Origin of the sequence: Micromonospora sp. NPDC005553, assembly GCF_042871765.1 — a bacterium.
Lineage (GTDB): Bacteria > Actinomycetota > Actinomycetes > Mycobacteriales > Micromonosporaceae > Micromonospora.
The window spans coordinates 82,175-95,492 of record NZ_JBIAJD010000009.1; the positions used below are offsets into that span (position 1 = coordinate 82,175).

The 13,318-nt window shown below is 68.7% G+C and carries 7 protein-coding genes; 1 reads left to right on the top strand and 6 read right to left on the bottom strand.

The features are described from left to right. Positions 1-181 precede the first annotated feature (181 nt). Together ACFYPG_RS30145 and ACFYPG_RS30150 are read right to left on the bottom strand one after the other, a co-directional pair. Entirely contained in the window at positions 182-6,571 is a 6,390-nt protein-coding gene (locus tag ACFYPG_RS30145) for a carboxypeptidase regulatory-like domain-containing protein (RefSeq protein WP_387354600.1), read from the bottom strand. A 267-nt stretch (positions 6,572-6,838) separates the two neighbouring features. After that, positions 6,839-7,360 carry a DUF6232 family protein gene (locus tag ACFYPG_RS30150; protein ID WP_355008955.1) on the bottom strand — a complete coding sequence of 174 codons (522 nt, stop codon included), beginning with the start codon at positions 7,358-7,360 and terminating at the stop codon, positions 6,839-6,841. 501 nt (positions 7,361-7,861) lie between these two features. Here ACFYPG_RS30150 and ACFYPG_RS30155 point away from each other — a divergent pair. Beyond that, positions 7,862-8,839, top strand: coding sequence for an NlpC/P60 family protein (locus tag ACFYPG_RS30155; RefSeq protein ID WP_355008956.1), 978 nt, complete (start codon positions 7,862-7,864; stop codon positions 8,837-8,839). 72 nt (positions 8,840-8,911) lie between these two features. Here the strand turns inward: ACFYPG_RS30155 and ACFYPG_RS30160 are convergent, their stop codons facing one another. The 4 genes from ACFYPG_RS30160 to ACFYPG_RS30175 all read right to left on the bottom strand — a co-directional run bounded on the left by ACFYPG_RS30160 (position 8,912) and on the right by ACFYPG_RS30175 (position 13,230). Then, positions 8,912-9,901, bottom strand: a complete 990-nt coding sequence (locus ACFYPG_RS30160; RefSeq protein ID WP_355008957.1) for a sigma-70 family RNA polymerase sigma factor — start codon at positions 9,899-9,901, stop codon at positions 8,912-8,914. A 384-nt stretch (positions 9,902-10,285) separates the two neighbouring features. Next, a complete protein-coding gene (gene murQ / locus ACFYPG_RS30165; protein WP_355008958.1) occupies positions 10,286-11,227 on the bottom strand; it encodes an N-acetylmuramic acid 6-phosphate etherase in 942 nt (313 codons plus the stop codon). Further along, positions 11,224-12,138, bottom strand: a complete 915-nt coding sequence (locus ACFYPG_RS30170; RefSeq protein WP_355008959.1) for a MurR/RpiR family transcriptional regulator — start codon at positions 12,136-12,138, stop codon at positions 11,224-11,226. The genes murQ and ACFYPG_RS30170 overlap by 4 nt, the downstream gene beginning before the upstream one ends. Positions 12,139-12,213: 75 nt before the next feature. Further along, positions 12,214-13,230, bottom strand: coding sequence for an NAD-dependent epimerase/dehydratase family protein (locus ACFYPG_RS30175; protein WP_355008960.1), 1,017 nt, complete (start codon positions 13,228-13,230; stop codon positions 12,214-12,216). Positions 13,231-13,318: the final 88 nt, after the last annotated feature.

Sequence of the window (13,318 nt, forward strand, 5' to 3'; positions counted from 1 at the left end):
GAGCTGGCGGTACGAACAACGTCGTGGCGGTTAACGTCACCACCAGAAGCATCACGACGAATGCCCTGGTTCGGCTGGGTTTGGACGACGGCACGAACGTGTAAGTGGGCAGGCTCGACTGCACCGGGTTACCTCCGAGAGGGGTCCGAGGAGCGACGGCAGTGGGGAAAACCGGCTGTGGTCAGGAAGCTGGTGGGTTGATCCGTAGGCCAAGGCCGGCACGGAGTACCGGTTGCCGGTGTGTGTACTGAAGGGCCGCTGTGCCGTCGGCACCCTCGAGGCCGATGGTCGCCGCACCACCGCGCTCCACGAACGTTCCGTCGAGATCGGCGTAGGCGAAGCTGTATCCGCCCGCCTCGTCGAAGATCAGCTGGAAGGTGACTCGAATGTTGGGGTCCTCGTAGGAGGACACGTTGCGCCACTCGATGACGAACTGCCGGCTCGGTGCCGCACCCCGGAGCGCGGTCCGCACGCTGGCCGAGGAGTCGACCACCCAGTCATGCCAGAACGGGTAGATACCGTTGGGCGGGCTACCGGCCGACGGGATCGGATAGGGGTACGGGGACGGCGCCTCCGGGTTGGCGAAGCTGACCAACCCGTTGGTGTCCACCCAGGCCGAGCTGACCGACTGCCCGAACAGCGTGACGGGGAACGGCAGGTCGACTCTTGTGTCCCGGTCGTCACCGGTGAGGGACAGGACCGCACCGTCGGCGGGGGTGTACGTGATCGGTTGTTCCGCGATGGTGTAGCCGGCGCCGGCCGGAGTTGCCCCCACGGCGAAGTTGACGACCCGACTCGTACCAGCCCCGACGGTGGCGTGCTGCACCGAGGAGCCATGGCAGGTACCGGTGGGGCTGGTGGCGATCACCGCATACGAACCGCTGGGAACGCTCGTGACCTGGTAACCGCCCGTGGCCGAGGTGATGGCGGTCTGCCCGCCGACCGCCACTGTCACGTCAGCCGCGGGTGCTCCCTGGCAACTGACCGTGCCGGTGACCGTACCCAGTCCTGGTGGGCTGGGTCGGAAGGTGACGCCCTGGCCGCTGGTCAGGCGCGCCTCCCGGTGCAGGTACTGGAAGGCCACGTTGCCGGCGGCGTTCTCGATGCCGATGGTCGCCTGACCGCCGCGCTCCCTGGCGTCAGCAGGGTCGATGTCGGCGTAGGCCAGCGAAATGTCGCCGTTCTCGTTGAAGATGACCTCGAACGACGCGCGATACGCCTTGTTGCCCGAGCGGTACACGTTCCGCCATTCGACCACCCACTGCCGGTTTGGCGCCGCGCCGCTGAGCTTCGTGGCGATCGCGCTGGAGGCGTCGACCCCCCAGTCGTCGAAGAACGCGTACACGGCGTTGTCGATCGTCCCGCCCAGCTCGTCGTACGGCAGGGGGGTTGGCGTTGGCGTGTCGGTGTCGATGCCTTCGAGGCTGCTGAAGCTGATCAGGCCGTTGGAGCTGATCCAGGCGGAGGTGTGGGTCTCCCCGTAGAGCTTGATCGGGAACGGCGCGGTCTTCTGCCAGACCTTGTCGTCGCCGCGCCAGGTCTCCACCACGTCACCGGGGATGAAGGTGACCGGTCCGGCTTCACAGGAGTAGCCGAACTCGTCACCGTTGGACATCACGGAAAGGTCGAGGTCCTGGGCGCCACCGCCGGGATGGTTGACGAACTGGCGGGCGTACTGCCCGACGCACCGGTTGTCGGCGCCGACCGCGCCCACCACCTGCTCTCCGATGGGCACGTTGGCGAACTGGTAGCCGCCATCCGCCGCCGTGACCGTCGTGCGTCCTCCCGGGTCGAGAGTGACGGTGGCGCCGGCAATCGGCTCGCCCGTTCCGGCGGTCGTCAGGGTGCCGCTGATCGAGCCCGGCGGCGCCGGAGTGAAGGTGATGGACCCGTTGCTGACGGCCGCCGGCTCCATGAAGGAGTAGAGCTTCGCGACGGCGCCGGAGGCACTCTCGATGCCGATGGTGGCGCTGGAGCCCTTCTGAACGAGGTTGGTGAGAGTGCCGTAGTGGAAGGCAATCCGCCCGTCCTCGTGCAGCATCACTTCGAAGCTGGTGCTGTAGAGCGCGGTGAAGGTCCGCAGCTCGATGTTGTACCACTCGACCACATAGGTACGGTTCGGCGCGGTCCCGATGGTCTTGGTCCGTATCGCGCTGCTGGAGCTGAGCCCGAGTTGGTCGTCCCAGAACGGGGCCACCACCGCGTTGGGCGCGTCCACCCTCGGCATGTTGGGGTTGATGACGGTGATCGGAGCCGCGTCGAAACTGATCAACCCGTGCGCGTCCACCCAGCCCGTGGTGTAGGTCTTCCCGTGCAGAGTGAACGGGAACGGCAGGGTCACCTGCGCTGTGCCGTTGGGCAGTGCCAGCGGCGTGTCAGCTGTGACATAGCCGGACGCGCCGACGGCGCAGGCGTAGCCGAGGCTGCCGTAGTCGACGGTGAGTTGCAGCGCCCGCACCGTGTCCTCGGTCAGGTCGACCTGGCTCTCCACCGACGGGCCGCACCTGTAGTTCTGGGTGGACGAGATGGTGTAGCTGTCGGCCACCACGTTGGCGAATTGCCATGCCCCGCCCGCACCAGTGGTGGTGCTCAGCCCGGTCGGGTCAAGGGTGACTGTCGCGCCGACCACCGGGTTACCCGACGGGTCGACAAGGGTGCCGGACAGATCGTGCTTGGCCAACGGCTCGGTCGTCGGAGGGATGGCGAAGGTGATCGCCTGACCGGTGGCCAGTGCCGGAGTCGCCGCTGAATACACCAGGCCGTCGTCGCCGCCAGGTGCTTCCATCCCCACCACCGCGTTGGCCCCACGCTCAGCGTCGTTGTCGAGCTGGTCGTAGTTGGTGGTGACGGTGCCGTCTGCGGCCAGCAGGACCTGGAAGGAGAGCCGCTGTGCGGTCGACGACTTCCGGTGCACGTTTCGCCATTCGATGACGAACTGTTCGCTCGCACCAGTTCCCACCGTGCCGGTGCGCACACTCGCCGACGAATCCACGACCAGGTCGTCCCAGAACGGGGCGAGCAGGCCGTTCGGGTCGGCCGGAGCGGGCAGGGCGCCTCCGGTGTACGGGTGGGATCCACCCGGGTCGGTGAAGGAGACGAGGCCGTTGGTGTCCACCCAGGCGCTGCGGTAGGCGTGGCCGTAGAACGGGAACACGAAGGGCAGTGCCACCTCACCGACCGCATCGTCGCCCGTCAACGCGAGCATGGTGTCGGCGGCGATGAACGGTTTCGCCGAGGTGGCGCAGGTGTGCCCCTCGTCGTCCCGATACGCCTGCAGCGGGAGATTGACGCCGAGCCCCTGGCCGTCGATCTCCCACGGACCGCTGGTGCCGGACAGCCCACACCGGCCGCCGAAGGAGCCGACGAGGGTGTAGACCCCGGGCGCGAAGCCGGAGAGGCTGAACACTCCTTCGGGGCCGCTGGTCGTCTGCGGCCCACCCGGTTCCAGCCGGACCGTGGCACCCTCCAGCGGCATCCAGTTCTCGTCGTAGACGGTGCCGTAGACGAACGCCGTCACCTTGACCGTGAAGGACGCCTGAGAGATTCCGCCGAGTCGACCGCCGTCGTCCAGGGCCGCCACGTAGATCAGGCGCGTCCCGGTGGTGGCGCCGGCACTGAAGGTAACCGTGGCGGTCCCACCGGCGACGGTCGCATTCACCGTGCTACCCAGCGAGGTGTCGCCGACGCTGTACCGGAACTTCGTGATGTTGGTGTCGCCACCAGCGTTGAACGTGACCTGGAGCTGCCCTCCGGCGGTCACCTCGGTGCCGTTCGGAAATGACACCACCGGTTGCAGGGGCGCGGCCAACTCGGCGAGCTTGGTCGAGGTTTCGACGAGGTTGTAGACCCGGATGTCATCGACGGCGCCGGTGAAGAGGCCGTCATCGGCCCCGCTCCACCTGCGCTTGCCGACGGTTATCGAGCCGGTGGCGTTGAAGCCGCCGACCAGCGTCGTCGTCGCGGTCTGAGCCACCCCGTTGACATAGAGAGTCATCTTCTTCGTGGCGCCGTCGTAGGTCGCCGCGATGTGAGTCCACTTTCCGGCGGTGGCCGCCGAGTTGGAGAGGACATGATGCAGCGCCGTGTCGGTGGTGTCCGCCGTGGACATGGTGAATCGCCACCGCTGACTCCCGCCGGAGTAGCCCAGACTGTAGGCGTGCGACTGAGTGCCGTTGGCACTGAGCACGGCCTGGTAGCCGGTGGTCGGTACGGTCGGCAGTCGAACCCAGGCTGCCACCGTGAAACTTCCGTCGGTGCGTACCGGGGTGGCCGCGCCCGTGTCCGGGTTCGGGGTCAGCACTGAACCTGTCAGTGAGCCCGTTGCGCTTCCGTTGAGACTGAGCGCGGTGCCGACACCGGCCCGACCCGGCGTCCGGGTTCCCGATGGGGTCAGGGTGAGTGTGTTGCCGTGACCGGTGGCGTCGGCAGCGGTGTTCCCGGTCTCGTCGAATGTCCAACGGGCCGCCGGACCGGATCCGGCCCGCACGGAGAACGTGTAGGTAGCCGGTACGAGCGAGTACCTACCGGAGTGATCCCGGGACCAGACGCGCAGGGTGTTGACCCCGTCGTGCAACGGCATGACGCTGATCGAGGCACTGAAGTCCGACCGGGCCGGCACGTTCTGCGCGCCGGTGAGCACGCCCGAGTCGAGGGTCCAGGCGTATTCCTTCACCTCGTACGGACGCTGCGTCGGCGGCGCCACGGTGAACACACCCGCTACGCCGACCCCGCCGCGCGGCGTACCGTCGCTGCTGTAGGTGGTGGAGGTGAGGCCCCCGGGTTCCTTCGGAGGTGTCGCGTCCACTGTGAACTCGCAGGTGCCGGACCAGTCGCCGTAGACCGAGCCGTCCGACGTACGCGCCTGCCACACGTAGGTGGTGCCGTCCACCAACCGGCCGGACGGAATCTGCTTCGACACCGCCGACGGGTTGCCCGACGCCTGGGAGACCTTGTTGGTCTCGTTGCGCGAGCCGCCGAGCGGCCACCAGTAGAACCACGTCGTCAGGGACTGCTGCGAGCTGTCCGGGTCGGACTGCCTGACCGACAGGTACGGGGTGGCGTTCAACACGTACGGTCGGGAGTTGCCGACGGCGCAGGGCTTGCCGTCCGACTGGTGTCCCGACGGGGTGTTGGGTTTGGTGTTGTAGGTGATCGAGAGCTTCGGCGTCGAGTGCTTGAACCGCTTCCACTGGTTCTTGGTGCCCTCGTCGACCGCCCGGAGCCCCACCGTCAGGTCGGCCAAGCCGCCCCTTGCCGCCCGGTCGACCATCCGGGTGACGTCGAACTCGATCGTCCCGGTCCCCAGACAGCCGTGCGCCCCACCAATTTTGCGGTTCGCCGACGTCTGAGCGGTGTAGCTACCGTCCCAAACCGGCTGGTTGTTCCAGGTCGTGGAGGATGAGATCGACCCGGTCAGCCAGAGCTTCGCGTTGGACTTCGGGTTGCAGGTCCAGGAGTGGAGTTGCTCGATCCGGAACTCCGCCTTGCTGATGATCTTGCCTTTGACCGCGCTGGTGTTCATCCGAAACAGAGATCGGATGACGTGATCCGCGCAGCCGTCACAGTCTTCGGTACGACCGGCCCCGGCAGCGCCGTAGGTGGACGACCGCTGGAGGGCTGTGGAGTTCTGCCAGAACGAGCTGGACTTGTGCTTGCTCCACACCGATGTCCAGGCGTTGCTGGCTATCCCCCCGGTCCACGACGGGTCGATGTAAATGGGTAGCTTGGTCCGCGGGTCGTCCAGCATCGCCCGATCCGGCACGATGGTGAGAGAGTCGCGGCTGACCTTCACCGGCATCACCGCTCGCCGGGCAACCCCGGCAGTGCCGGCGGGCGCGTCGGTCGATCGGGCGCCCTGGCCAGCGAGGTCCGGCTCCGCGCCGGCGACCGTGGCGTCCCACATCAGCGGGGCGGGCGCACTGAAGACGTTCTGGCCGTCGGCGTCGCGGGCCGCCAGACCACCGCCGGGCGCCGGACTGACCGTCACCCCTTTGCCCGCTAGACCGAAGCGCAGGGATCTGAGCTTCGGGTTGGCCGCTGCCTTCCGGGTGTGCACCACCAACACCTCGGAAAAGCCGAGGGCGCTGGCCGTCACCCGCAGGTCGACCTCGGGCAGCACGTTGCGGTAGACAGCGGTGGACCCGTCAAGCACCGGCGCGGGCAAACGCCCGGGCCAGGACATCGTCAACTCGCGGGCACCGTCGCGGAGCCGAGCCAGCGGCGCGCTCTCGCCCCCCGGGGAGAAGACCATCGGGAGCACCGACGCCCTGGGGGCAAGCCCCTCCGAGGTCGCCTTGAGGACAGTGTCCACCGGCACCCAGGAGTCACCCTTGCGCACCCGCACCGGCTCGATGCTCTGCTCCAGGGTGAGCGATCCGTCGGGGTTGAGGAACGTCTGGGCGTACTCGGTGCGCTCAGAAAGAATCTCTACCTGCCGGTCACAGGTGGCGAGCATCGCGCGGGCGCTCTTGGCGTCCGGCTGGACATCGACGCAGGCAGCGGTGGGCGTTGGCGCGGCCGATCGGGCCGGAGCGGCAGGTGGGACGAGCACCGAGGCCGGCAGGAATGCCATGACCAACAGAGCCGAACTGCGATGACGAATGCCCCAAAAGGGCGTGCGACGCCCACCATGAACCACCATGAACAGCCCCCGTGTTGATCGATCCGCCTCCGCGGCGCGCTCAACATACTGAGCGGATACTCAGTTATCAATATTCAAGATCAGCGAGTTCACGCCTGGTGCGTCAACGGCCGAAACACGGCCGGCTGGGGCGTAAGGGTCTGCACTGCCCAGAATGGTCAGCCCGTCAGAGGGCCGCCTGGGGCCGGTTGCGCCGCATCAGCGGTTGGGCCGCCACGGGTCCGCTTCGGCGATCGGGTCGACCCAGCTGCCGTAGCGGTTGACCTCCCGGGCCCGGAGCAGCGACCGGGTGACCTGGCCGAACTGCCGTTCGTCGTCGGCGCTGAACAGCAGCACCTCCGAGCCTTGGTACCACCCCCACAGTTCGTGTGGCGGTGGGCGCCAGCGATCGCCGACCAGGGCGAGAGCGGCCGGGAGCAGGAACACGGCGCCGAGAATCAGGTACGCCCCGGCGGTGAGGCGGTGCAGACCGCCGGTGAAGCCGAGAAGCACCCCCACACCACCGAGCATGCTGGCGGTGATGACCACAGCCCGGACGGCGATCCGGTCGTGCGGACCCCGGGTGGTACGCAGATGGGTCAGGTCGGCGACCCGGTAACTGCTCCGACCGATGGTGAACCGGTCGACGGTCACGATGATGCCGGGTCGCGCGTACAGCAGGGTCGACCGGGCGCCCGGCACCGTTCGCGGCGGTCGCGTCTTTGCGCCTTCACGATTCACGGTTCCTCCCGAAGGGGACGGTTGGCCGAGTGGGCCCGCTGGCGACAGTCATCGCTGCCTGCCGACGGGATTCCCGGCTCCGGACTTCATTGTGTTGCGGCACCGCCAGTCGACCTGGACATTTACCGGGTCACGACAGCTCGCCACGACTGGGTGAGATCGCCGATAAACCGCATCCATTTCAGCTTTTATCGGTTATGGCGACCAGGAATCCGGCGGCATAAGCCCGGAACGACGAAAGTCACATATCTGTCAGTACCCCGTGAAAAGGGCGATGTTGCCTCGTTCACAGGTGTCATCAGCCACGATGGCGCCACCCAGCCCACCGACCCGACCCGCAACTCTCCCAACTTTCGCCCCTGCTTCAACTGCGAGTCACATCCGTCCCGGGTTAGGTTGGGCGAGCCGGTCCGGCCCAGTGCCGTCCGCCCGGGTGGCCCCGGCCGGTGTCGTCGAGGGCGTCAGCAGCCCCGGCGGCCGTGGGAGAGGGGCCTTCCGCTCTTGTCATCCCTGAGAAATCTGCTGCGCACCGTGGCGCTGGTCGGCATGTCGGCCGCGCTGATCGCACCGACGGCGGTGGCCCAGGCCGAGCCGTCCCCCGCCGACCTGACCCGCCGGATCGAGACGTCCTCGGCCGAGTTGGAGCGGGTCGTCGAGTCGTACAACAAGTTGCGTGAGGAGATCAAGACAAACGAGGCCGCCGTGGCCCGATTACAGACCCGCATCGGCCCGCTCGAACAGCAGGTCGAGCAGAGCCGGGCGGACGTGGCCGAAATCGCCTCCACGGCGTACAAGAGTGGCGGTCTGCGCACCGCGGACGCCCTGCTGCGCGCGGGTGGCTCGGCTGCGCTGCTGGACCGGCTCGGCACGATCGAGCAGTTGACCCGCCAGCGGCAGGAGCGCATCTCCGGCTTCACCACCGACCAGCGGCGGCTGCTCGACGAGAAGGCCCGCCTGGGCACGACCTTGACCCGGCAGGCCGCACAGGCCCGTCAGCTCGCCACGGCCAAGAAGCAGATCGAACAGGACCTGGCCAAGCTGTACGAGCTGCGCCGGCAGGCGTACGGGGCCGCCACTGAGCGACCCGAGCCCAAGGCAGCGACGACCGAGGCCAGGAACGTGCCCGCCGTGTCCGGTGCTGCCGGAACAGCGGTGCGTTACGCATTCGGGGCGATCGGCAAGCCGTACAAGTGGGCGGGCGAAGGGCCGGACGGCTACGACTGCTCCGGGCTGACCCTGGCGTCCTGGCGGGCGGCCGGCAAGTCGCTGCCGCACAGCGCCCGGATGCAGTGGAGCGCTGTCGCCCACATCGGCCGGGGGGAGCTACGCCCCGGCGACCTGATCTTCTACAGCGGGCTCGGGCACGTCGCCCTCTACGTCGGCGACGGTCAGGTGATCGACGCGCCCAGCGCCGGTCGCAACGTGCTCAAGCGTGGCATGAACATGATGTCCATCCACGGTTACGGCCGGGTCCGCTAACCACTGTCAATGACGGCGAACGGCCGGCGTCCCCCTATCGGACGCCGGCCGTTCGCCGTCATTACTACCAGCTCAGGCCGCCTGCAGCCCCTCCGCCCGGGCCAGCTCACGGAGCCGGCCGAGGGCCTGGATCTCCAGTTGCCGGATCCGCTCGCGGGACAGCGAGAACCGGGAGGCGACCTCGGTGAGCGAGTGCTCCCGACCGTCCTCCAGCCCGTAGCGGGCCCGCATGATGCCGGCCGACCGGTCGTCGAGGTGGTTGAGCAGCCCCTCGATGCGCTGCCGCTCCAGACCGCTGAGGACGATGTCCTCCGGCGACGGCGCGTCACTGTCGGCGACCAGGTCGCCGAGGCTGGTGTCGCCGTCGTCGCCGACCGGGGTGTCCAGCGAAACGGTGTCCTGCGACCAGCGGCGCAACTCGTTCACCCGCTCGACGGTGACGCCGAGGGATGCCGCGATCTGCTCCGGCTCCGGGTCGCTGCCCAACTCACGGGTCAGCTGCCGGGCCACGTTGCGCATCCGGTTGACGTCCTCCACCAGGTGCACTGGCAGACGGACGGTGCGCTCCTGCTGGGCGATCGCCCGGCTGATCGCCTGGCGAATCCACCAGGTGGCGTAGGTGGAGAACTTGTAGCCGCGCTCGTAGTCGAACTTCTCGACCGCCCGGACGAGGCCGGTGTTGCCCTCCTGGATCAGGTCCAGCATGGGCATGCCGGAGCGCACGTAGCGCCGGGCGATCGACACGACCAGTCGGAGGTTGGCGCGGATGAAGAGGTCCTTCGCCCGCTCGCCCTCGACGACCAGCCACTCCAGGTCGGCCCGGTCGACACCGGCGCGGACGGTCTCCTCGCCGAGCAGGTGCTCAGCGTAGAGGCCGGCCTCGATCGCCTTGGAGAGCTCTACCTCCCGGGCGGCGTCCAGCAGTGGCGTCCGGGAGATCTCGTGCAGGTAGACGCCCACCAGGTCGCGTTCCTCGGCGACCTGATCGGTTCGCATGCCGATGTTCTTGTCCACGTTGCCCACGGTCCCCTCGCTCGCGCCGGTTGCCCGGTTCCTTGCCATTCCCCACACCTGTCAGCCCCTGGTAACTTCTGCTGTGCCCATCGGTGCTGACACCTACACAACAGATGAGACGTGTCGGGGATTCCTCGTCGTGAGTCGAAAGTGTCACGAATGCCTGAGTAGTAGCTGAGAGCACGATCCATGTTTGCTGTCAGCACCCCATCGGGTGGCTCGCCACTGGGCACCACGTACGGGTTTACCGCACCATGGCAACACCACCCGCCGTGGGGGCACAGCGACCCGGGTCACCACCGGGATGCGATCCTGGTCACTGCCAGATACGCACCGGTGAGCCGGTCGGTTCATTCACGGGGGTGTTATTACCCTCCGGCCAGATGAACAATCCGAGGGCCCGTTCGCTTCCCGGGGGACGGGACGGGGGTGCTATGAGGCGAGCAGGGCGAGGGCGCCGCGCACCTGGTCGGCCGAGCGGGCCAGCGCGGCCCGGGCAGCGTCGATCTCGGCACCCGAGACGAGGGCGACGAGCGCCGTCTTCAGGTCCCCGTCGGCCTCGGTGAGGGCCTGCTGGGAAAGCTCCTCCGAGCAACCGGTGGCCTCGACCAGAATCGAGATCATTCGTCCGCGAAGTTTCGCGTTGGTGGCCACCATATCGATCATGAGGTTCGAGTAGACCCGGCCCAGACGCACCATGACGGCGGTCGAGAACGTGTTGAGCACCAGTTTCTGCGCTGTGCCCGCCTTCATCCGGGTCGACCCGGTGACCACCTCGGGTCCGGTGTCCACCCCGATGAACACGTCGACCGACCGGGCGGCCTCCGCCTCCGGATTGGCGCAGAGCAGCACCGTCGAGGCGCCCTTGGCGCGGGCTGCGGACAGCGCCCCGAGGACGTACGGGGTGCGCCCGCTGGCCGCCAGACCGACCACCAGGTCCCCGGCCCGTACACAACTGGCCGATTCGACCGCGCCGCCCCGGTCGTCGTCCTCGGCGTCCTCGACGGCCCGCCACATGGCGTCCGGGCCTCCCGCGAGGTGTGCGCAGAACCAGTGTCGGGGCGAGTTGAAGGTGGGGGCCAGTTCGGCCGCGTCGAGCACGCCCAGGCGGCCGGAGGTGCCGGCCCCGAAGTAGTGCACCCGGTGACCGCCGCGTAGCGCCGCGACAGCCAGGTCGACGGTGGTGGCGATCTCGTCGAGCACAGCGGCGACCGCTGCGGGCACCCGCCGGTCCGCCTCGTTGATCACGGTGAGCACGTCCCGGGTCGACATCAGGTCGAGGTCGACGCTGAGCGGGTTACGTCGTTCGGTGGGGGCACCCACCCGGACCGTGGGGCGAGCGGGCCGTGCGGGCATCTCCGCACCGGCCGTCATGCCCGCCTCCGGTTGGCACCCACCCGGTGCGACTGGACCGCCTCGGCGGTCGCCTCCAGGGCCTTGCGGGCCCGGGCGCGGTTGCGGGCGGCCACTCCGACGAAGAGGCAGTCGACCACTGTGAGCTGGGCCAGCCGGCTGGCCGTCGCGCCGGAGCGGTAGGTGGTCTCCCGGGCCGCCGTGGTCAACACGAAGTCCGCCACGTCGGTGATCGGCGAGCGCGGGAAGTTGGTCAGCGCCACTGTCACGGCACCGCGGGTACGGGCCTGCTCCAGCACCTCGATCACGTCGGAGGTGGTGCCGGTGTGCGAGATGCCGATCGCCACGTCTCCCCGGCCCAGAAGGGCGGCCGACGTCAGCGCGGTGTGCACGTCCGGGAAGTAGAAGGCGATCCGGCCGATGCGGTGCAGCTTCTGCTGGAAGTCCGAGGCGACGAACCCGCTGGCGCCGGCCCCGTAGATGTCGATCCGAGCGGCACCGCTGATCGCCTCGACCACCTGCTCGCAGACGGCGGGGTCGAGTTGCTCGGCGGTCTCCTCGACGGCGCGGGCGTCGTTGAACGCGATGGTGGCGATGATCTGGGCGAGGTCGGCACCGGGCGGGATGTCACCGCCGACGACGCGGGCGTCCGGTGGTTCGATCCGGCGGGCGGCCTCGGCGGCGAGGCGGATGCGCAGTTGGGGGTAACCGTCCATGCCCACCGAACGGCAGAACCGGATGACCGTCGCCTCGGAAGTCTCGGCTGCGGTGGCGAGGTCGGTGATTGTCCGCCGGGCGGCGGCCGCCGGGTCGGAGACGACCAGCCGAGCGACCCGCTGCTCGGCGGGCGACAGCGATGGCAACAGCCCGCTGATGTGGACGATCAGCCCACCGGGCTCGTGACTCGCAGAAATCTTCGGACTCTTCGCCACGGATGAAACTTACTTTCACCAAGCGTGAGCGTCAACTATGACTGTCCGACGTGGGGGAAACTTCGATCGCCGGGATCACCGGTCCCGCACAGCCTGCCACTTCCCCAGGATCGCCGCCTCATCCGCCGGGTCTAGTCCACCCTGCCGGACGGCCGCCGGGTGTGCGGCCATCCACGACGCTGTCGCCCGAACGGTATCGGCCAGCGGACGGACGGTCAGACCGGCGTCCAGGGCCGGTCGGACGTCCCGGTCCATCAGGCCGGCGGTCTCCGGCAGTCGCACCCAGAGCGGCAGCGCCCGCTCCCCCGACCACTCGCGTACGTCGTGGGACAGCAGGAACTCCTGGTCGACCCAGGTGAGGGCCGGATCGGGGACGCCCAGCCCGGCGGCCACCCCGGCCAACAGGTCGGCCCGGGACATCGCCGGACCGGAGCCGTCGTACGTGCCGCCGAGGCCGGTGCCGGCGGCGTACAGCAACCAACGCGCCAGATCGGCGACGTCCACGAACTGCACCCGATCGGTCGGGCGCCCGGGGGCCAGCACCTCGCCACCGGCCGACAGCCGCCGCACCCAGTACGGGAAACGGTCGCTCGGATCCTCCGCGCCGACGATCAGCCCCGCCCGGCAGATGAACGAACGGTCCACGCCCACCCGCTCCCGGACCAGCTCCTCGATGCTCACCTTGCACTCGCCGTACCAGCGGTGGTCCGGGCCGATGGGACCGTCCACGTCCGGCGGGGCGGGCGCCAGGATCGGCGCGTCCGCAGCGGTCTGACCCGGGGTGGTGTAATCCGCGTACACCGAGATCGTCGACACGAATGACCAGTGGCCGACATGGTCGGCGAGCGCGGCGAGCGCATGCCGGGCGTGGCTGATCTGGCGGGTCACGTCGACCACGGCGTCGAAGCCCGCGGCGGCGAGCGGGACGAGCGACTCGGGATCATCCCGGTCGGCCGCCACGAACCGCGCCCCGGCCGGCACCGCGCCGGACACGCCCCGGGCCGCGCAGGTCACCTCGTGACCCTGTTCGACGGCGAGCTGCGCCGTGGCCCGACCGAGGAACCTGGTACCACCGAGAATGAGGATCCGCATCCGCCGATCCTGCGCCCCCGAGGTCCGGACATCCCAGCCAATCTGCCGACGGCAGACCGCGATCATGAAGTTGTTGCCCCTCGGATCG